Here is a 19,501-nt window from a genome sequence, read left to right on the forward strand (position 1 = left end):
CCATGGATCGGATCTTCCTGGAATATTACGAGGAGGAACTGACCCACATCCGCGCATTGGCCGCAGAATTCGCCGACATGCATCCGACGGTGGCGCGCAACCTGTCGCTCGACACCGCGCCCTGCCCCGACCCCTATGTCGAGCGGCTGCTCGACGGCGTGGCGTTCCTGGCCGCCCGCACCCGGCTGAAGGTCGACGCCGAACGCTCGCGGTTCGCCCGCAGCATCATCGAAGTGCTCTATCCGGACCTGGTTGCGCCGGCGCCGGCGACGGCGATGGCGGTGCTCAAGCCCGGACAGCAGGTCCAAACGATGAATGCCGGCCACCTCGTCAGCCGCGGGACGCGGCTGGTGTCGAGCCTGCAGCCCGGACTTTCGACGCGCTGCACCTTCACCACCGTCCAGGACGTGACGCTGTGGCCGATCGAGATCTCGTCGGTCGGCTACTTCCAGGACCGAAGCGCGCTGGCGACGGCCGGGCTGGCGCCCGTCGCGGGCATGGGCGGCGAGGCGGCGATCCGCATAAGCATCGGACGGGCGGGCAAGGGCAAGCTTGGCGAACTGGCGCTCGACCGGCTCGATCTGCACCTTGCCGGGCGCACCAAGGCGCCGCTGCTGTTCGACACGATCTTCGGCGCCTCAGCCGGCATGGCCGCCCGCCCCGCGGGCAAGACCGGCAAGCTGGTGCCGCTGCCGGCGCCGGAGATGGCGGGCATCGGCGATGGCGAAGCGCTGATGCCGCGCACGCGCCCGACCTTCGAAGGCTACCGGCTGCTGCGCGAGTATTTCATGATGCCGGAACGCTTCCACTATCTGCGCGTGCAGGGCCTGCAGCCGGTGGCCCGCAACTGCGACGGCGGCCTGGAGATCGTACTGTTCCTGCGCCGCCCGGTGCCTGAACTCGCCGACCTGGCACCGGCCGACTTCGAGCTGTTCGCGACGCCGCTGATCAACCTGTTCGAGCGCGAATGCAACGTCGTCGAGCTCGACGCCCGCCGGACGCGGCAGGTGCTCTACGCCGACCGCACGCGCCCAAGGGATTTCGAGATCTATCGCGTCACCCGGGTCGCAGATGCGGAGAGCGAGGGTCCAGATGCCGAGATCCCTGCCCTGTTCAGCCTCGGGCAGAACCGGGGCAGCGGCTGGGTCTATGCCACCGAGCGGCGGCCGCGCCGGGCCACGGAGGATGAGCGCCGCGAAGGCGTGACCCGCACCTCCTATCTCGGGGACGACGTCTTCCTGTCGATCTCGCGCCCGGCCGCAAGCGCCGCCAACCGGCCGCTCAGGCGCATCGAGGTCAATGCGCTGTGCACCAACCGCGACCTGCCGATCCTCGACGACACGCCGTCGCTGACGCTTGAAAGCGGCGATCCCGTCGAGTCGGTCAGGCTGCTTGGCGCCCTGCGCGCGCCGCAGCCGTCGATACCGGCAGCGCTGCCGGCCGGGGCGGACGGGGAATCGCGGGCCGACGAGCTTGCCTGGCGGCTGGTGGCGCAACTGTCGCTGAATTTCCTCAGCCTCGCCAAGGAGGGCCGCGGGGTCGATCCGCTGCACGCCCTGCTCGACCTCTATGCCGACCGCGGCGGTCCCGGGATGGCGCGGCACGTGCGCTCGATCGTCCGCATCGAGTCGCGCCCGGTGATCGAGCGGCTTCCGATCGAAGGCCCGATGTGCTTCGGCCGCGGCACCGAGGTGACGCTGCAGGTGGACCAGTCGGTGCTTTCCGGCCAAAGCAGCCTGCTGCTGTCGGCGCTGCTGGCGCGGCTGTTTGCCCGGCACTCGGGCATCAACGGGTTCGTGCGGACCCGCACGCGGTTGCTTCAAAAGCAGGAGGATGTGCCATGGCCGATGACGCCCGGCAACCGCTTCCTGATCTAGGCGCGGGGCTGCCGCTTTCGGAGCGCTACGACTTCTTCGAGCTGCTGCGGCGTCTCGAGGCGCAGAGCGGCCGGCTGTTCGGCCATTCCGGGCGGCCGGAGCGCGAGCCGGCGCGCCTGGGCCAACACATCCGGCTCGGTTTTTCCACCCAGGACGTAGTCGCTTTCAGCGCGGAAAGCGAGGACGCCCCTGCCCGCGTCACCGTCGCCAATCTCGGGCTGCTCGGCCCGGAGGGGCCGCTGCCGCTGCACATCACGCGCTGGGTGCTGGACCGGCTGTCGCAGCGCTGGTTCGCGGGGCAGGACGCGCACCAGACCAGCGACACCACCTTCGTCGACTTCGTCAACGTGCTGCAGCACCGCATGATCGCGCTCTACTACCGGGCCTGGGCGGACGCCCATCCGGGAGTGCAGGTCGAACGCCCGGTGGCCGGACGGGTGCACGCGATGCTCGAAGCCATGGCCGGCATCGGCCTGCCCGGCACCGGCAATGCGGAAGCGCCGGAACTGGATGCGGTGAAGCTGCGCCAGGCCGCATCGCTGGCCTGCCAGGTGGACGGGCCCGAGCGCCTCACCCTGTTCATCGCCGAGGCCTTCAACGTGCCGGTCCGGCTCAAGGAGTTCGTCGCAGCCTGGCTGCCGGTTCCGCGCGCGCTGCAGACACGGCTCGGCGGCCAGCATGCCGCGTTGGGACAAGGCGCCACGATCGGACCGCGCAGCTTCAGCCGGCAAAGCAGGGTCGAACTTCGCATCGGCCCGCTCGGGCTCGCGACCTATCTGGAGTTCCTGCCGGGCGGCGCGCGCCTCGGGCTGCTGAAACGGGCGATACGCGACCTGATCGGCGAGACGCTCGACGTCGACCTGAGGATCGTGCTGGCGCGCGACGAGGTGCCGCCGGCACGCGTCGGGGCGGCACGGCTCGGCAGAACGGCGTGGCTTGCGCCTGGGCGGGAAAGGGAAGATGCTGAAGATATGCGCCTGCGGACGATCGTCGGCTGGCGTCCCGAAGTGGCGGGAGTCGGGGCATGAGCTTGCTCCTCACGCTTGAGCAGGGACCGCGCGCACAGGCTGTGCGCCAGACCCGGCTGGACAAGGGGGAACTGGTGATAGGTCGCAGTCCCGATGCGGACTGGCAGATCGAAGATCCCGACATGTTCGTCTCACGCGCCCACTGCAAGATCACGGCGGACAGGGACGGCTATCTCGTCACCGACACGTCGAGCAGCGGCCTGTTCGTCGACAATGCGGGCAGCCCGCTGGGCGCCGGCAACAGCGTGCGGCTCAGGAACGGCATGCGGCTGAGGCTGGGCGACTATGTGCTGTGGGTCGAGCTGCAGGCTGGCGAAGCGGCGGGGCCATCCGCCCCCGTTCGCGCCGCGCCGATCCCGCCCATCCCATCGCGCGCGCCTGCCGGCATCGGCAGCGACGACTTCTTTGCGGCAACGACGGAGGAAGCGCCTCCGATGCCGCGCCCTGCAGACTTGCCCAACCCGTTCGAGCAGCCCGAGGCCGGCGCGTTCCGGGCCTATGAGCGAAGCGACGCAGCGCAACGGACTCCGCCCGCCTTCGACGATCCGTTCAGCCTCGATCCCGTGCCCACGCCGGCTTCGAACAAGGATGGCGACAAGCGGAGCGCCACGTCGACATTTTCCGATCCGTTCGCGCCGGACACGGGCATGGCTGCGCCGCCGTCCCACCCGGCGCCTCCCGCGGTCGCGTTCGACGACGGCTTCGCCATGGAACCGGCAACGCCCGCTCCGCGCCCGGAAGAACGACGCGCACCCGCGTCAAGGTCGCCCTCGCCTGCGCCCTGGGACCTGCCGGTGCAACCGGCCGCGCCAAGTCCGCCGGCTCGTGTCCCGCAGCCAAGACCGGGCCGGACGCAGGCACACGCCGCCCCATCCGACCTGGAGCTGAGGGCCGCCTTCATGCGCGGCATGGGCCTGGACGACGCGGAAGTCTCCGGCCTAGATCCGATCGCCGAGATGGAGAGGCTCGGCCGGCAGTACCGCATGATGATGGACGGGCTGATGCAGCTCCTGCGCAAGCGGGCCGAGGAGAAGGGCAATGCCCGCCTCGAGCAGACGGTCGTGGGGGCCTCCGAGGTCAATCCACTGAAATTCCTGCCCACCGTCGACGACGCGCTCGCCACGATCCTGGCCGAGCGCAGCGCGGGCTTCCTCAATGGCGACGCAGCGATCCAGGACGCGGTCCGCGACCTCGCCCATCACCACGTGCGGGCCTGGCGCGGCCTGCAGGGGGCGCTGCGGCGGATGATCGACCGCTTCGACCCGGCCGCGCTAGAGGAAGAGCTAAAGTCGAGTTCGTCGCTGGAGACACTGCTTGCCGGCGGGCGCGGCGCCAAGCTCTGGGACCTCTACAAGAAACGCCATCGCGAGATCGCCGTGAGCGCGGAAACCCGCTTCATGGGCGAGATCGGCGCCGATTTCCGCAACGCCTATGAAGAGGAGTGACGCATGATCGACCGGCGCGACTTCATCCTTGCCCTTGGTGCTACCGGGCTGGTGGCCGCCTGCCAAAGCGGGCCGCCCAAGCCTTCCGCGGTCACCATCAACATGAGCGGCCAAGCCGGCATGAACCCCGGGCCCGACGGCAGCGACCGGCCCGTGACCGTTCTCGTCCTGCGGCTGAAGAGCACCGGAAAATTCAATTCGGCCGACTATTTCGCCCTCCAGGGCGACGCCGCCACGGCGCTTGCCGGGGACCTGCTCGGCTCCGACCAGATCGCGGTGGGGCCCGGCAAGCCGGCCTCGAAGACGATCACCGTCGAGCCGGAGGCGACGGCGCTCGGCTTCGTCGCACTCGTCCGCGAGCCCACCGGCAGGACATGGCGGACGACGAAGTCGGTGTCGCCCGGGTCGACGCTCACGATACCCGTGACGCTCGGCAAGGGAGGCATTTCGGCCTAGCCGGAGACGTGGGGTTGTCGATGCAGAGAGTTGCCGCATGACCGACGCAAACAGGGTTCTGTGGTCCGAAGGGCTGTTCCTCAGGACGCAGCATTTCCAGCAGCAGGACCGCTTCTTCGAAACGACGGTGCGCGGCGCCCTCCAGGCCGGGCAGCTCCATACCTTCGGATTCCGTTCGCTGACGCTCGACCCTGCCCTGCTCGAAGCCGGGCAGGTCGCCGTGCTGACAGCGCGCGGCATCTTCCCGGACGGCACGCCCTTCGCCATTCCCGAGACGATGGACCCGCCACGGCCGCTCGCCATCACCGCCGAGATGGGCGTCGGCCCCGTGCTCGTCGCGCTGCCGCTGGAGCCGCCGGGCGGGGTCGGCTTCGATCCGGCGCATGCGGAGACGTCCGGCGCGCGCTATCGCGGGCGGATCGTCGCCGTCCGCGACGCCGTCCAGGGAGGGGCCGATCCCGAGGAGATCGAGATCGCCAGGCCGGAGGCGCTGCTTCTGCCGCCCGGCAAATCGATCGGCGGCTACACCGCCCTGCCGGTGACCGAGGTCCGCGGACTGAGGGCCGACGGCGGCGTCGCCACAGACGAGACCTTCCTGCCGCCGACGCTCGCGACCGGGGCGGTCGCCTGGTATGCGCAACTGCTGCAGGAGGTCATCACCGGGCTCGACCAGATCGCCGAGGCGCATGCCAAGATGGTGCTCGGCGGGCCAGGCCGCAGCGTCGAAGACCTGATGATGCTGCATCTCGCCAACGCCGCCCGGCCACGGCTGGCGCACATGCTGGCGCAGGACATCTTCCACCCGGCCGACCTGTTCTTGGAACTGGCGGGCCTGGCGGGTTCGATGGCCACCTTCGGATCGAGTTCGCGGCGACTGGCGGAACTGCCCGCCTACGACCACATGGCGCCCGGACCGGCCTACCTGGCGCTGGCCGAGACCCTGCGCTCGCTGATCCTCAGCCTGCGTTATGTCGAGCCCAAGTCGCGCGCCCTGCCGGTGATGCGCCACTCCACCAATGTGTGGAAGGTGCGCATCGACAACCCGAAGCTCCTGGTGTCCAGCCGCATCGTCATCCGGGTCGGTTCGGAGCTTTCCGAGGACGCGTTGCGCAAGATATTCGTCAACCAGGCGACGGTGGGCGCGGCCGGGGATTTCGAGGGACTGTGGAAGTCGCGCCTGCCCGGCATCCCGCTCAAGCCGCTGCATTCGCAGCCGCGCGAGATCCCCTATGACGGCGACCGGCTGTGCCTCGAACTGGATCAGCGCAGCGAGCACTGGGCCTCGCTGCTCAACGCGCCGGGCTTCGTCATCGGCGTTTCCGGGGTGCTGCCCAGCGAACCCGAGGTCGACTGCTATTCGGTGAACAGGTGACGCGATGAGCCAGGACGATCCTTTCGGCCTGTCGGAGGATCGCGAGCGAACCAGGATACGCATGGTCGCCACGCCGATGCCGCGTGCGGCCGCCGTGTCCGCTGCATCCGCGCCCGCCAGGCGGTTGCGAAGCCACCCCAACAAGCTGGTCAATGCATTCTCGGCGCTGCTCGAATTCGCACCGGAGCTGGAGAGCGCGCTGCCGCCCGACAATCCCGAGGCGCTGAGGACGCGCCTGCAGGAGGAACTGGTGCGGGCGCGCGACACGGCGGTGGCCGGCGGATCGTCGCTGGACCGGGCCGACCAGGCGGCGTGGTCGGTCGCGGCCTTGCTCGACGATCTCGCGCTCAACACGCCATGGGGCGGCGCCAGCGCCTGGCCGCGCCAGCCGCTGGTGGTGATGCTGCGCGGCGACGTGGATGCCGGCGCGCAGTTCTTCTCCCGGCTGGAGGAGCTCGAGCGCCATCCGAACCGCGACAGGGAAATGCTGGAATTGCAGTATCTCTGCATGGCGCTCGGTTTCCGCGGCAAGTACCGCGTGCCGGGCCGGGCCGGCGACCGCTCGCTGAACGCCGTGCGCGTCGCCGCCGCGCGCTTCCTGCGCGATGCCGACGCCGCCGATGCGCCGCTCTCGCCGAACTGGCGGGGCGTGGTCGCCGCCGACGAGCCGCAGCGCTTCACCGTGCCGATCTGGGTGATGGCCGCCCTGGCGGCGGTGGTGGCGACCGGGATCTACGTGGCGCTGCAGATGTCGCTGAGCAACCAGGCGCTGCAGCTGTCGGCGCTGGTGCGGGCGCTACCGCCGGCCGAGCGCGCCGAGCTGCTGCGGTCGACACCGCAGGCCGAAGCGCCGCCGGTCGAGAAGGTCGATTTCGCGCTGCTGCCCGAATTCCAGGCGGCGGCGCCGGAAGGGCTGCGCCCTGCGCTGAGCGGGACCGAAAGCGTCTCGCTCGCCAAGCTGGTCATCCAGGCTACCAATCCCGAATTGTTCCAGTCGTCGCGCGCCGAACTGACCGACGGCTTCCAGCCGCTCATCGCCTCCGTCGCCAAGGTGATCCTCGACAACCAGGAACTGATCGGCAACGTCACGGTCGTCGGCCATACCGACGGCATTCCGCTCCAGCGCAGCAACCCGCTGTCGACCAACCAGCGCCTGTCGGAGGCGCGCGCCGAGACCATCGCCGATCTCCTCGTCCACAACGGCGTGCCGGCCGAGCGCGTCAAGTCGGAGGGACGCGCCGCCACCGATCCGGTCGCCGACGATGCCACGCGCGAAGGCCGCGCCCTCAATCGCCGTGTCGAAGTGCTGGTCGAAAAGAGGCTGTGACAGATGTTCATCCTGCGCTTCCTCTGGTCGGTCCTGACATCGCGGTGGCTCTGGACGTTCATCGGGCTGGCGCTGCTTTCGGCGATCATCTGGGTGTTCGGCCCCATCGTCCAGATCGGCCGGAGTGCGCCCTTCGCCTCGGAAACGGTGCGCATCGGCATGATCGCGGGACTGGTCATCCTGTGGCTGATCTGGCTGATCGTGGCGCAGCGGCGCGCCATCCTGGCCAACCGGGTGTTCGTGGCCGAAATCGCCGCGGCACCCACTGAAAAGCCGCTGACGCCGCAGGAGGAAAGCGTCGCCGCCGTCGGCGCCAGGTTCCAGGGGCTGATGGACGAGCTGAAGCGCCGCAAGCTGGGCGGCCGCAAGCTGCTGCGCGACATGCCCTGGTACGTGATCGTCGGGCCCCCTGCCACCGGCAAGACCACGGCGCTGCGGCAGTCGGGCCTGAGCTTCCCCATCGACCTCGGCGACGACCTGCACGGGGTGGGCGGCACGCGCAACTGCGACTGGTTCTTTGCCGAGAGCGCGGTGCTGATCGACACCGCCGGCCGCTACGTGCAGCAGGAGAGCCAGCCGGACGTCGACGCCGCCGAGTGGCTGGGCTTCCTCGACCTGCTCAAGAAGCATCGCGGCCGCCGCGCCCTCAACGGCGTGATCGTGGCGCTGTCGGTCGACGCCTTCTCGGAGGGCGACGAGGCGGTGAAGGCGCACGGCCGCAAGATCCGCCGGCGGCTGGCCGAACTCAACGAGCGGCTCGAAATCCGCCTGCCGGTCTATCTGATGCTGACCAAGGCGGACCTGATCAAGGGGTTCGAACCCTTCTTCGACGGGCTTTCGACCGCGGCGCGCGAGCAGGTCTGGGGCACGACCTACGCCCCCGACGCCCGCGTCGACGGCAACATGGTGGCGCAGGGCATCGCAGTGCTTGGCGGCGAGCTCGAACGCCGGCTGGTGCCGCGCTTGGAAGAAGAGGACAACCTCGCCGCGCGAGCGGAGATATTCAGGTTCCCAGCGCAGCTGCAAAGCCTGTCCGATCCGGTCAGGCTGCTGGTCGAGACGATCTTCGGCGAAAGCCGCTATGAGGACAGCGCCTGGCTGCGCGGCGTCTATCTAACGTCGGCTACCCAGGAGGGCGCGCCGATCGACCGGCTGACTGCCGCACTGTCCGCCTCCTTCGGCCTGCCGCAGCGGCGCATGATGTCCTCGCCCCGGATCGAGAAGCGCAGCTTCTTCCTCAAGAACCTGCTCACCGAGGTGATCTTCAAGGAAGCCGGGCTGGGCACCTTCGATCCGCTGGCGCAGCGCCGCCGGACCTGGATCTGGCGCGGCGCCGCCGCAGCCTCGGCCGCCGCCGCCCTGGTCGCGGCGCTGGTGTTCGGGCTGTCCTACTACGACAGCCGCAACGCGATTTCGGCACAGGCGGGCCAGTTCGAGGCGCTGCAGGGGCCACTGGCGCCGATGGCGGCGAGCCCTGCCCCCGTCGACACGCCCGACATCGACGTGGCCCTTGCGGCGATGACGGAGGTCGCCAACGCGCGGACGGCGCCGCCCGGCGGCGCCCGTGACTTCATCGGGCCGAGCGCCTCCCCGGAGTTGCTGCGCGCGCAGACGGACGCCTACGACCACGCCCTGCGCAACATACTGGAGCCGCGCATGGTGGCGCTGCTCGAAACCACGATGTGGCGGCAGGTCCGCGACCCCGAATTCATGCTGGGCGCGCTCAAGACCTACCGGATGATGACCGGCCTGTCGCAGATGGACACGGAGTTCGCGCAGGACTGGTGGGTCAACCAGCTGCCGGAATATGCGCCGGTCGCCCCCTTCCCGACCCCGGACGCGGAGGAGCACCAGCTCGCCGCGATCCGCCGCATGGCCGTCGACGTGAGCTACGTCGCCCCCGACCAGGCGCTGGTCGGCGAAGCGCTGAAGAGCGTGTGCACCATTTCGCTGCCCGCCCGCGCCTACGAGCAGCTGCTGGGCGACCCGGCCGTGGCCGAGCTGAAGGAGTGGATACCGGCCAATTTTGCCGGCCCGAACGGCTCCAAGGTGTTCGCCCGCCGCTCGGACAAGACCCTGCGCATGGGAGTGTCAGGGGCCTTCACCTATGCCGGGTTCCACGATGTCATCCTCGACAGGCTGGAGGACGTCGCCGCCCAGGCCGCGCTCGACCGTGCGGTGTTCGCCGGCGGCTGCGAGGAGAATGCCGAGACGTCGGTGTCGGCGCTCTCCCAGGACATCCTCAAACTCTACTACGAGGACTTCATCGCCCAGTGGGACAGCATGCTGCGCGATATCCGGCTCGCGCCGCTGACCGACCTCAACGTCGCCAGCGAGAACCTGAAGGACCTGTCGAGCGCGGATTCGGCGCTCAAGCGGCTGGTCACCGCCGTCGTGCGCGAGACCGACCTGACCCGCTCGGACGAGGAAGAGCCGGCCGACAACAAGGCGGGCTCCAAAGGCGCGTCCAAGCTTCTGGGCAAGCTCGGCAAGGTCGGCAAGCTCGCCAAGGCCGGCGCAAAGCTCTTGCCGCGCGCCGGATCGGCGGACGAGGTCGACATGACCGGCACGCTGGTCGCCGAGCACTTCAAGCCTCTCAAGGGCGCTGTCGCCGAGGTCGACGGGCAGCCGCCGGCGCTCGACTCGGCCGTCGTCGCGCTGACCGCGCTGTCCAACGTGCTGCAGACGGTGACCGCCAGCCCCGACCCGCAGGACGCGATCAAGAAGCAGGGCGGCCTCGCCGAACTCACCGGCGCGGTGGCAAGGCAGGCCCAGATCCTGCCGGACCCGATCGACGACTGGCTCGGCGGCATCGCCGGCGACACCAGCGGCCTCACCGAAAGGGCCGTGACCTCCGAGCTCAACGCCATCTGGCGCGCCGACATCCTGCCCTTCTGCCAGGCGGCGCTGACCGACCGCTATCCGTTCAGCCCCGACAGCGCCGTCGACGTAAACGTGCGCGATTTTGCCCGCTTGTTCGGGCCGGGCGGGCTGATCGACAGCTTCACCAACGACCATCTGATCAGCTATGTCGACACGGCCAGGCAGCCGTGGACATGGCGTGCCGACTTCGGCCTCGATTCCGCGGCGCTCTCCGCCTTCGAGCAGGCGCGGCGCATCCGCGACGACCTCTTTCCCGGCGGCACCGGGCCGGTGATGAGCTTTACGCTCGAGCCCAAGGACCTGTCGCCGAGCGTGGTGCGCGTGACGCTCAATCTCGATGGCCAGAACCTCGTCTATTCGAACAACGCCACGCGGCCGCAGCCGATGACCTGGCCGGGCAAGGACGGCACCGGCACGATCTCGCTGGCGTTCCAGCCGATCGACGGCTCGCCGGAGGTGATCGTCAACGAGACCGGCAGCTGGGCGTGGCTCAGGATGCTGAGCAACGGCCGCTTTTCCGGCACGGCCCTGCCCGACGTCTACAATCTTCGCCTCGGGGCGAAGAACTTCTATGCGGATTTCGAGCTCAAGGCGGCAAGCGTCGAGAACCCCTACAATCTGCAGATGTTCAAGAGGTTCACATGCCCGCCGCAGCTGTGACCACGGGCTTCTTCGGCAAGATCCCGGCGACGGGGGACTTCGTTTCCTGGAACCTGCCGCGCAGCTTCGTCGACCGCTGGGATCGCTGGATGTCGATGGAACTCCGGGCCCGCCCCGACGAGGGCGAACTCGATCCGCGCGTGTGGCGCTTCACGGTGCCGGCCGGCATCTTCTGCGACCAGCCGGGCGCCGGGGCGTGGCGGATGAGCGAGGATCGCGCCGGGCGCAGGTATCCGTTCGTGATCGCCGCCGTCGGGCACGCGCCCCGCAAGGACGACGCATGGTTCGAAACGGTCGCCGCAATCGCGGGCGATGCGGTGTCGCGCTACTGGGCGAGCGCCATGATCGCAGAACGGCTCGGCGCCGTTCCGCTGCCGGCCGCCGGCGACGCGGAACCGGGGATCGTGTTCTGGTGCGAGGGCTGGCACGTGCACGAATGCCATTTCAGGGACATCCATGATCTCGCCGACAACGGCCTGCCGGCCATGCGCACGGTGCCCCTGCCGGCGGAGGAAGGCTGATCATGGCGATCACCGTCTTTGCCGAGAGCATGGGCTTCTTCCACAAGGGCAGCAACGGCAAGGGCATTGCGCCGGGCGATGTGTGCCTGTCGCCGCCCTCGCCGCCCGCAGGCCCGGTGCCGGTGCCCTACGTCAACATGCTGTCCTCCTCGGACCTGTCCAACGGCACCAAGAGCGTCAAGATCGACGGCGAGCCGACGGCGATCGAGAATTCCTCGGAGATTTCGACCAGCACCGGCAACGAGCCGGCGACGCAGGGCCTCGGCGCCGGCGTCATCACCCACAAGATCAAGGGCAAGGGCGTCTTCAAGCTGTGGTCGTTCACGGTCAAGGCGGAGGGCAAGGGCGTCGACCGTCACGGCGACATGATGGCCCAGAACACGGCCAGCGACATACCCAACTGCATCGACCAGACGGCGATCAACACCTTCAAGGCGCTGCTGAGGCGCAAGGGCATCGCGCCCGGCCCGTGCCCGAGCAAGCCCTATGACGCAGACGTCCACCGGCCGGACAAGGACCCCTCCCCGGCCCAGAAGAAGGCGGTGCGCAACAAGCCATGCTGGGAATGCAAGCGAGACGACAAAAGGGTCTCGCGCGCCCACTGGCGTACCGAGAGGTCGAGCACCGGAGCGATCGTACGCTACGAGGACCCAGTCCACGGAAAGGACATGGCGCGCGGCAAGGGCCATATGACCCACGACCACCAGCCGCCGCTGTGCGTGGCCTGGGCGCTCGGCGGGTGCAACATGAAGCTTGCGGATTTCAAGAAGTATTTCGAACGCGCAAGCCGGGTCAAACCTCACTGCGAAGCGCATTACCGCAGCCAGGGAAGCCAGGCGGACGCCTATGCGGCGACGCTTTGAGGGGGCGGGCCATGATTTCCATTGCCAAGAGCTACAACGACATCCAGCAACGCTATATCGCCGAACTGCGCGCGGTCCTGCCCGAGATCAGGGCCTGGTGGCGCGGCATCGTCGCGGCGGAGGGCTATGATGCGGCCTCGCTGACCTGGCCGACCGGAATTTCCGGGCATCCGCGCTTCCTGCACGTCTTCCGAAAGTTCTATTTCGAGATCGAGAACCTGAACCGGAAGAACGAGCACGACTTCGTTGAAGCAGCGGAGAAGGCGCCGGAGGAGAAATGGGGTGTCGACGACATCGGCGACAGCCCCCGCTACGCCGGCCAAATAGACCTGCTCGTCGACGACATTCCCAGCAAGGCGCCCGACCTGGTCGAGGTCGTCAACGGTTTCGTGTTCGTGCCCATCGGGCTAGACCAGGACGACGAGATCACCTGATGTCGCTGATCACCTTCTTCGAAACGGAACGCGGGATTCGTCGCCTTTTGCGCCAGCCGGGTCATGTCGAGCCCAGGGACGCGAAGGTCGCGGCCCGCAAGCTCGGCGAGAGTTCCGAACGACACCAGGCGCTTTTCGACGGGTACCGGGACGATATCCGGACCGCCTACGACATCGCGGCGCACTGGTGGGCCAACACGGTCGCCGCGCAGCTGCAACTGGGCCTCGGCCGCGACGCAGCGATCCGCGAAGCCTTCATGAAGCGAGCCGCGGGCGCTGCCGCGCACGGCAACGTGATCTGGATCGTGCGCAACTACTGGCTCGATTGCTGCGAGGTCAACAAGCAAACCGGCAGCGTCGTCTACCCTGAAACCCTGCTGCTGCAATGGCTGGTCGACGCCGAGGAAGTTGAGCTGGTGCGGCTGATCGCCTGCATGCCCTACTGGCCGATCGGCATGGACGCTAACGGCGCCTGGTGCTGAGCCATGAGCTTCGCTGTCTGGCTGGAGAATCGCACCCCCTTTTCAGTCGGCTCCTATGCGCTGCCGGACGCGGACGGCCAGGAGGTCTTCCTGGGACTCTTCTCGGCGAGTTTTGCAGGTGTGGACGAAATGAGCGCCCTTGAACCGGCCGAGGAGCAATTGCCTGTGACGCTCGGCGACGTGTTCTTCGGCGATCCTTCCTGTTCATCGACGCGCTACGAGGCCGACATCGCGGCGGTGAAGCCCGGCGTCGACGTCATCGTCAACGGCACTGCCCATGCGCCGAACGGCAAGCCGGTCCGCGAAATGCAGGCGGGCGTGAAATTCGGACCGCTGCAGAAGGTGCTCAACGTCGTCGGCGACCGCATCTACGACGCCGGCAGCTACAGCGCCCCGCATCCGTTCACACGGATGCCCATCGTCTACGAGCGTGCCTATGGCGGGACCACCGCCGACCAGAAGACCGATCCGCGCAATCCGCTGGGCGTGGGTTTCGCCCATGCCCGCTCGGCCGATCCGGCGGTCAGGACGCAGGCGCCGAACATGACCTACCCGGCCGAGCCGTTCACGAGCCCCTCGGACAAGCCGCGGCCGGCGGGTTTCGGGGCGCTCGGGCGTGGGTGGCAGCCGCGCCTGCCGCTGGCGGGGACCTACGACCAGGCCTGGATCGACACGCAATGGCCGCTGCCGCCGAAGGACTTCGACCCGCGCTACAATCTCGCGGCGCCGGCCGACCAGCAGCTTCCGCATCTGAATGGCGGCGAGCAGGCCACGCTGATCGGGCTCACGCCCGGCGGCCGCTGGAGCTTCAGGCTGCCGCGCGTGGTGGCACCCATCCGCCTGATCTTCGACGACCGCGTCGAGGACCAGGTCTTCAAGCCGGACACGATCATCATCGAGCCCGACATGTTGCGGGTGACGCTGAAGGCGCGGGTGGCCGTGACGGCGCGGCGCAACCGACCGGCGCTGCGCGAGATCGTCTTCGGCCATGTCACGCCGGCGCTGATCGCGGCGAAGCTCAAGGGCAAGGACTACATCGCGCTGCGGGGGACCGACGGCACCATCACCGACCGTCCGGCGTGGCTGCCATGAAGCGGCCGATCTATGTCTGCGGCGGCGGTGCTGTGACGCCCGCCGGCCTGAACCGGCGGCAGACGCTCGCCGCGATCCGCGCCGGGATCTCGGCGTTCGAGGAATACCTGCTGGAAGAGCCGATGGGCGAAAGCCAGATCGTCTCGCGCATCCCGACCCACTGGTCGCTGAGGAGCACGGAGTGGGACTGGCTGGTGAACATGGCCGCGCGCGCCATCATGGATGCGCTCGCGCCGACGGCGGCTGATCCGCGCTCCAGCGCGCTGATGCTGGCCTTGCCGGAGCAGTTCAGGAACCATCCGGCGTTCGAGGAACGCGATCCCTCGGGCTTCCTGGATGCGGTCGCGCGCGCATGCGGCGGCCCGTTCCACCCAGCGTCGCGCGCCATCGATGGCGGTGCCGCGGCCGGCATCGGCGTGCTCGGCCAGGTGGCCGAGATCCTCGCCCAGCCCGGCGTCGAGCGCGTCCTGCTCGGCGGCGTCGACAGCCTGGTCAACGACAGGGACATCGCCCGGCTTGCCCAGGCGGGACGGTTGAAGGGCTCCGACAATGCCCAGGGGCTCGTGCCCGGAGAGGCCGCGGCCTTCGTCTGCCTGCAATCGCGCCCCGATCCGAAGTCGCCAGGCCTTGCCGCCATTCACGGTGCCGGATTTGCCCCGGAGGCCGATTCCGTCCTGACCGAGCGCTACAGCCAGGGCAAGGCGCTGCTCGGCTCGCTTCGGGCCGCGCTGAACGGGACCGGCAACGGGCCGCGCGAACCCGACATCGTCTTTGTGGTCAGCAACGGCAATGGCGAACGTTACGGCGGCTGGGAGGCGAACATCGCGCGGTCGCGTTTCTACCGCACGCGGCGAGAGATCCTGCCCATCGCCTACCCGGCGATGACCGTCGGCGAGACGGGTGCTGCCGGCGGAGCACTCGCCCTGCTGGTCGCGGCTGACAGCCTTGCGGCCGGCTATGCGCCCGGTCCGGTGGCGATGTGCGAGGTCGCGTCCGAAGCCGGCTTTCGCGCCGCGGCACTGGTCAGCCAGGTCAGGTCGGCCTGAGCTACATCCAGGCGGGAAAGCGCCGCGTACGCCGCCAGTCGGCCAGGGGAAGGCCGGGATTCTCGAGAGCGGCGCGCATGGCGTCAAGCCGCTGCCGGCGCATCGAATGGAACGGGGCATGCCTGCCGGGTCCCCGCCCCTCGTCCCACCAGGCGTTCGCGCGGTCGGCCACGGCAAGCGGCGTCTCCTCGATCTCGGCGAAACCGTCGCCAAGCGGCGCCGGATCGACGGTGAAGACGTCGGTGTCGTTGAAATCGACCTCGAACAGGTCGCGCCAGGCGAGGCCCGCCGTCCAGACGGACCGAGGCTCGCTCATGCGTTCGATCAGCCACGGCACCACCGACCTGTCGCCGAGCACGCCAAGGGCGGCTATCGCCGGCTGTCGCAAGGACGGTTCGGTCAGGCATTTCTGAAGCCAGGATTTGGCTGCCGTTCGCGACGAGGTGAGCAGGCGCATGTCGATCACTTCGGCCGGGGGGACGCTTGCCGAGGCGAGCAGTTCGTCGAGAACCGGCAGCGCCATGTGGCCCGCGCCGAGCAGGCAGGCGGCGGCCGAGGCCGCCAGCCGCTCCCGTGGCTGGTCGGCGGCGAGGCGCTCGGAGACCGCAGCGACCAGATCGCGGCGGCGCATCGCGCCAGCCAGGCGCAGCGCCCGGATGCGGACCTCGGCCTGGCCGTTCGCGATGAGGTCGCCGAGCCTTGGCCCGGCATCGGCGCGGTAATGCCAGAGTGCCGCGAGGCCGATGCATTTGAGCATCGTTTCGGGGCTATCGACCCATTTGGCGACGAAGGGCCGGAGTTGTTCGCGCGGCGTCCGCGCAATGGCGCCGGACATGCCCGTGGTGCCGGCCTCGCCGAGCGACGCTGCCGCCTCCATCACCTCGGCAAGCGGCCTTTCCGAACCCCAATGGAGCGCCAGGCAGGCCATGACGAAGAGTTCAGGGGCTTCCGGATAGTCGGAGAAACGCGCCTTCGCCATTTCCCATGCGGCCTCGCCCGAGGCGAACAGGCCCTCGAGATTGGCATCCAGCCGCTGGTCGATGCGGCCGATGTCGGCTTCGCCCAGAAGCGGCCCGTCGATCTCCCGCCGCCGCCGCGACCAGAGGAAGGCCGCGTCCTCGGCGTGCTGCTCGACGATGGCCGGGATCGTGGCAAGGCGCTGCATCGGCTCGGCTAATTCAGGTGGACGGCCGCCCCACGGATGCGGTTCGTGCCCGTCGCATGGCTGTTGAGCTGGGTGCCGCGGATGGAGACGCGCCCGTTCTTCTCGAGGATGATGGATGCCAGGCCGCACCTGAGTTCGATGCGGTCTCGTGCGTCGAGGATCACGGTGTCGCCGTCGCGCAGCGCTTCGACCGTTTGCGGATCGCGGCGCGGATCGACGATCCGTCCGACCACGAGCGGCCGGGAGGGGTCGCCCGCCTCGAACAGCAGCGCCACTTCCGAGCCGACGGCGGAACCGTCGAGGGCGGCGAGGCTGCGCGCCTTGAGCGCGGTGTCGCTGGGGTTGCCCACAAAAACGACGAGTGGCTGGTCGCCATCGAAGCCGATCAACAGCCCGATGACCACGCCGTCAATTCTCTCCACAACGTCCATCGCCTGGCCCTCAATTGTTGTGAACACTGCTGCCCTTGATCTTGGTCTTGCCGTCGGCCTTGACGTCGATGTCGCCGCTGCCGTCGAGCCTGATGTCCTTGCCCTTGGCGCTGATCGTGCCGTCCTTCTTGAGCACGATGCTGGCGTCGCCGCATTTCAGCGTGATCTCGTCGGCCGCCTCGATGTAGAGCTTCTTGCCGAACTTCATGACGCCGTCTTCGCCGACATTGACGGTGCTGGCCTTGGCGACCTTCAGCGAGTAGCCGCCGCCGACCTCGACGCCTTCGTCCGCCGCGATCCTGGCCAGGCGTGCCTTGCCGACCTGAGAGGAGTGGCCGCCGCCCACGGTGAAGCTCTGGTCGGCGCCGATCGTCACCTCCTGGCTGGCGGCGACGGTCCATTTGTCGGAGGCGCCGATCTGGTGGCTCTGGCCCGAGCCCACGCTCACCGAGCGGGTGGCGCCGATGGTGTTGGTCTGCGCAGCACCGACGCTGCGCGTCTCGGTTGCACCGACGGTGTCGACGCGGGCGGCACCCACGGTGATCGCCTGGGCGATTGCCACCGTCTGCGCATGATTGGCGCCGATGGTCTCGGTCGAATTGGAGCCGATGCTGATGGTCTCGTTGGAGCCGACGGTCAGCGATCGGTTCTTGCCGACGGTCTCGGTATCGTTCGAGCCGATGTCGGTCTTCTGGTCGACGCCGACCTTGACGGTCTTGTTGTTGCCGACGTCCTCATCGAGATTGTGGCCGACGGAATGCTTGGCGTCGTGATCGATGCGGTCGGACTGGTCGTGCTGCACGAGCTTGGTGCGATCATGCTTGACCAGCAGCTTGTGGTCCTTCTGCGCCTGGAAATTGACCAGTTCGGAGCCGGCCTTGTCCTCGAACATCAGCTCGTTATAGCCGCCTCCGCCCTTCGAGGAGTCAGACTTCCAGCCCGACTGCGTGGCGTTGCCGGGCAGGCCATAGGGCGGCATCTGGGCGGCGTTGTAGACGCGCCCGGTGATGATTGGCCAATCCGGGTCGCCCTCGATGAAGTCGACGATCACCTCCTGGCCGATGCGCGGGATCTGGATGAAGCCGTAGCCGCTGCCGGCCCAGGTCTGCGAGACGCGCACGAAGCAGGAACTGTTCTGGTCCTTCTTGCCCTCGCGGTCCCAGTGGAACTGCACCTTCACGCGGGCATATTTGTCGGTGAATATCTCCTCGCCCGACGGCCCGACCACGGTCGCCGTCTGCGGCCCGCGCATGATCGGGCGGGGCGTGATGCGCGGCGGCCGGTAAGGCAGGCTCGTCGGCGCCACCCCCAGAACCACCGTGAAATTCTCTCCCTCGGTGTCGATGCCTGCCCGGTAGTTCGGATCGAACATCCGGTATTCGGCGCTCAGCACCAGATATTCCTGGTTCTGGTCGTCACGCGGGAAGTTTTCCAGCTTGAAGGTGCAGCCGGAGAAAAGGCCGCGCACGGTGCCGGCGGCGGCGATGCGCTGGTGTACCGCCTGCAGTTCCTCGCGGCGAAGCAAGGCGATGGCGTCGCCGCGGCCGACGTCGAGATGGGCACCGGGCTGCCGGTAATGCTCGCCCGAGGCGAGTTTGTGGCCGAACGCCTGCTCGGACTTGGCCATCAGGTCGGCGCCGGGCTTCTGGAAGTCATAGTCGGTATGGGCGTAGGCGCCGGGCCGGACGGAACTGCCGGGCACCCATTCGGTGATGTATTCGACGTCGCGGCGCGTCACCTCACCCTCGAAGTGGTAGGGAACCTTTTCGTAGCCGGGCGAAGGCTTCAGCTTGCTCATGGCGTCGGCGAGGATCAGCTTGTGCTCGCCGTCGCCGTGCTCGAAGAAGTACATGACGCCCTCGTGTTCGAGCAGGCGTTGCACGAAATCGAGGTCGCTCTCGTCGTACTGGACGCAATATTCGCGCGAGGGATAGGAGCCCTGCAGCCGCTTCTCGAACTTCGCCGCGCCGTATTTCGAGAAGATCTTCTCGACGATCTCGATTGCCGTCATGTTCTGGAAGATGCGGCAGTCTGTGGTGTTGCCGAGGAACCAGAGCCACGGCCTGACCATGGCCTCGTAATAGGCCAGCCGGTCCTCGATGCGGGTGAGACGGAACTCCGAGACCAGGCCGCTGAACCAGCGCTTGGGGTCGGATTCGCCTTCGACCGAAACGGCGCCGCCCAGCATCTCGAGAGGGTCGATGTCGGGATCGGGGCTCACGAAGCCGACGGTATAGCCGAAGCAGCGGCTCACCTCGTCCCGGCCGGTGAGATGGGTGAAGGTCAACGTATCGGCGCCAAGGGGTGTCCGGACCACTGTCGCACGATCGTTAGCCATGGCGTCGTGCCTCTCCAGGGACGGCCGGACCTTCCCTGGAAGCTTAGCATAAGTTTATCGGGCGGCCAAAATGCCGGTCGG

At 68.4% G+C, this 19,501-nt stretch carries 16 protein-coding genes; 13 read left to right on the forward strand and 3 right to left on the reverse strand.

Annotated features, from left to right (window positions below; translation table 11 throughout):
* Window positions 1-2 precede the first annotated feature (2 nt).
* Genes tssF through PV773_RS09475 form a run of 13 tightly spaced genes read left to right on the forward strand, consistent with a single transcriptional unit; the run spans window position 3 to window position 15,486 of the window.
* Window positions 3-1,877, forward strand: a complete 1,875-nt coding sequence (gene tssF, locus PV773_RS09415) for a type VI secretion system baseplate subunit TssF (protein WP_347966105.1) — start codon at window positions 3-5, stop codon at window positions 1,875-1,877.
* Window positions 1,841-2,905, forward strand: a complete 1,065-nt coding sequence (tssG, locus tag PV773_RS09420; protein WP_347966106.1) for a type VI secretion system baseplate subunit TssG — start codon at window positions 1,841-1,843, stop codon at window positions 2,903-2,905. The genes tssF and tssG overlap by 37 nt, the downstream gene beginning before the upstream one ends.
* A complete protein-coding gene (gene tagH / locus PV773_RS09425) occupies window positions 2,902-4,350 on the forward strand; it encodes a type VI secretion system-associated FHA domain protein TagH (RefSeq protein WP_347966107.1) in 1,449 nt (482 codons plus the stop codon). The genes tssG and tagH overlap by 4 nt, the downstream gene beginning before the upstream one ends.
* A gap of 3 nt (window positions 4,351-4,353) precedes the next feature.
* Window positions 4,354-4,806 carry a type VI secretion system lipoprotein TssJ gene (gene tssJ / locus PV773_RS09430; RefSeq protein WP_347966108.1) on the forward strand — a complete coding sequence of 151 codons (453 nt, stop codon included), beginning with the start codon at window positions 4,354-4,356 and terminating at the stop codon, window positions 4,804-4,806.
* 37 nt (window positions 4,807-4,843) lie between these two features.
* Window positions 4,844-6,178, forward strand: coding sequence for a type VI secretion system baseplate subunit TssK (gene tssK, locus PV773_RS09435; RefSeq protein WP_347966109.1), 1,335 nt, complete (start codon window positions 4,844-4,846; stop codon window positions 6,176-6,178).
* Between the two features lie 4 nt (window positions 6,179-6,182).
* Window positions 6,183-7,505: a type IVB secretion system protein IcmH/DotU gene (gene icmH / locus PV773_RS09440; protein WP_347966110.1), complete on the forward strand. Its 1,323-nt coding sequence runs from the start codon at window positions 6,183-6,185 to the stop codon at window positions 7,503-7,505.
* Between the two features lie 3 nt (window positions 7,506-7,508).
* On the forward strand, window positions 7,509-11,048 hold the full coding sequence (tssM, locus tag PV773_RS09445) for a type VI secretion system membrane subunit TssM (protein WP_347966111.1): 3,540 nt from the start codon (window positions 7,509-7,511) through the stop codon (window positions 11,046-11,048).
* Window positions 11,030-11,569: a type VI secretion system-associated protein TagF gene (tagF, locus tag PV773_RS09450; RefSeq protein ID WP_347966112.1), complete on the forward strand. Its 540-nt coding sequence runs from the start codon at window positions 11,030-11,032 to the stop codon at window positions 11,567-11,569. The genes tssM and tagF overlap by 19 nt, the downstream gene beginning before the upstream one ends.
* A gap of 2 nt (window positions 11,570-11,571) precedes the next feature.
* Window positions 11,572-12,432, forward strand: a complete 861-nt coding sequence (locus PV773_RS09455) for a DUF4150 domain-containing protein (protein WP_347966113.1) — start codon at window positions 11,572-11,574, stop codon at window positions 12,430-12,432.
* An 11-nt stretch (window positions 12,433-12,443) separates the two neighbouring features.
* Window positions 12,444-12,866 (forward strand): hypothetical protein, encoded by a 423-nt coding sequence (locus PV773_RS09460; protein ID WP_347966114.1) that lies wholly within the window; start codon window positions 12,444-12,446, stop codon window positions 12,864-12,866.
* The gene (locus PV773_RS09465) at window positions 12,866-13,348 is read left to right on the forward strand and encodes a hypothetical protein (protein WP_347966115.1); all 483 of its coding nucleotides are present in this window, start codon (window positions 12,866-12,868) and stop codon (window positions 13,346-13,348) included. The genes PV773_RS09460 and PV773_RS09465 overlap by 1 nt, the downstream gene beginning before the upstream one ends.
* Before the next feature lie 3 nt (window positions 13,349-13,351).
* Window positions 13,352-14,440, forward strand: a complete 1,089-nt coding sequence (locus tag PV773_RS09470; RefSeq protein WP_347966116.1) for a DUF2169 domain-containing protein — start codon at window positions 13,352-13,354, stop codon at window positions 14,438-14,440.
* On the forward strand, window positions 14,437-15,486 hold the full coding sequence (locus PV773_RS09475) for a hypothetical protein (protein ID WP_347966117.1): 1,050 nt from the start codon (window positions 14,437-14,439) through the stop codon (window positions 15,484-15,486). Before PV773_RS09470 ends, PV773_RS09475 begins: the two co-directional genes overlap by 4 nt.
* Window position 15,487: 1 nt before the next feature.
* On the opposite strand, the gene PV773_RS09480 is transcribed toward PV773_RS09475, so the two are convergent.
* The 3 genes from PV773_RS09480 to tssI are packed head-to-tail and all read right to left on the reverse strand — an operon-like array spanning window position 15,488 to window position 19,420.
* A complete protein-coding gene (locus PV773_RS09480) occupies window positions 15,488-16,651 on the reverse strand; it encodes a hypothetical protein (protein WP_347966118.1) in 1,164 nt (387 codons plus the stop codon).
* Window positions 16,652-16,659: 8 nt separating this feature from the next.
* Window positions 16,660-17,082, reverse strand: coding sequence for a DUF6484 domain-containing protein (locus tag PV773_RS09485; protein WP_347966119.1), 423 nt, complete (start codon window positions 17,080-17,082; stop codon window positions 16,660-16,662).
* 10 nt (window positions 17,083-17,092) lie between these two features.
* Entirely contained in the window at window positions 17,093-19,420 is a 2,328-nt protein-coding gene (gene tssI / locus PV773_RS09490; protein WP_347966120.1) for a type VI secretion system tip protein TssI/VgrG, read from the reverse strand.
* Between the last annotated feature and the right edge of the window lie 81 nt (window positions 19,421-19,501).

The sequence above is a fragment of the Mesorhizobium sp. CC13 genome, assembly GCF_039907765.1.
In the GTDB taxonomy this organism is placed as follows: Bacteria; Pseudomonadota; Alphaproteobacteria; order Rhizobiales; family Rhizobiaceae; genus Aminobacter.

Coding starts and splice junctions, on each gene's coding strand:
- tagF (WP_347966112.1), top strand. CDS start 11,030: ATGCCCGCCGCAGCTGTGACCACGGGCTTCTTCGGCAAGATCCCGGCG.
- tssJ (WP_347966108.1), top strand. CDS start 4,354: ATGATCGACCGGCGCGACTTCATCCTTGCCCTTGGTGCTACCGGGCTG.
- tagH (WP_347966107.1), top strand. CDS start 2,902: ATGAGCTTGCTCCTCACGCTTGAGCAGGGACCGCGCGCACAGGCTGTG.
- PV773_RS09460 (WP_347966114.1), top strand. CDS start 12,444: ATGATTTCCATTGCCAAGAGCTACAACGACATCCAGCAACGCTATATC.
- tssI (WP_347966120.1), bottom strand. CDS start 19,420: ATGGCTAACGATCGTGCGACAGTGGTCCGGACACCCCTTGGCGCCGAT.
- icmH (WP_347966110.1), top strand. CDS start 6,183: ATGAGCCAGGACGATCCTTTCGGCCTGTCGGAGGATCGCGAGCGAACC.
- tssG (WP_347966106.1), top strand. CDS start 1,841: ATGGCCGATGACGCCCGGCAACCGCTTCCTGATCTAGGCGCGGGGCTG.
- tssK (WP_347966109.1), top strand. CDS start 4,844: ATGACCGACGCAAACAGGGTTCTGTGGTCCGAAGGGCTGTTCCTCAGG.
- PV773_RS09480 (WP_347966118.1), bottom strand. CDS start 16,651: ATGCAGCGCCTTGCCACGATCCCGGCCATCGTCGAGCAGCACGCCGAG.
- PV773_RS09485 (WP_347966119.1), bottom strand. CDS start 17,082: ATGGACGTTGTGGAGAGAATTGACGGCGTGGTCATCGGGCTGTTGATC.
- PV773_RS09475 (WP_347966117.1), top strand. CDS start 14,437: ATGAAGCGGCCGATCTATGTCTGCGGCGGCGGTGCTGTGACGCCCGCC.
- PV773_RS09470 (WP_347966116.1), top strand. CDS start 13,352: ATGAGCTTCGCTGTCTGGCTGGAGAATCGCACCCCCTTTTCAGTCGGC.
- tssM (WP_347966111.1), top strand. CDS start 7,509: ATGTTCATCCTGCGCTTCCTCTGGTCGGTCCTGACATCGCGGTGGCTC.
- tssF (WP_347966105.1), top strand. CDS start 3: ATGGATCGGATCTTCCTGGAATATTACGAGGAGGAACTGACCCACATC.
- PV773_RS09465 (WP_347966115.1), top strand. CDS start 12,866: ATGTCGCTGATCACCTTCTTCGAAACGGAACGCGGGATTCGTCGCCTT.
- PV773_RS09455 (WP_347966113.1), top strand. CDS start 11,572: ATGGCGATCACCGTCTTTGCCGAGAGCATGGGCTTCTTCCACAAGGGC.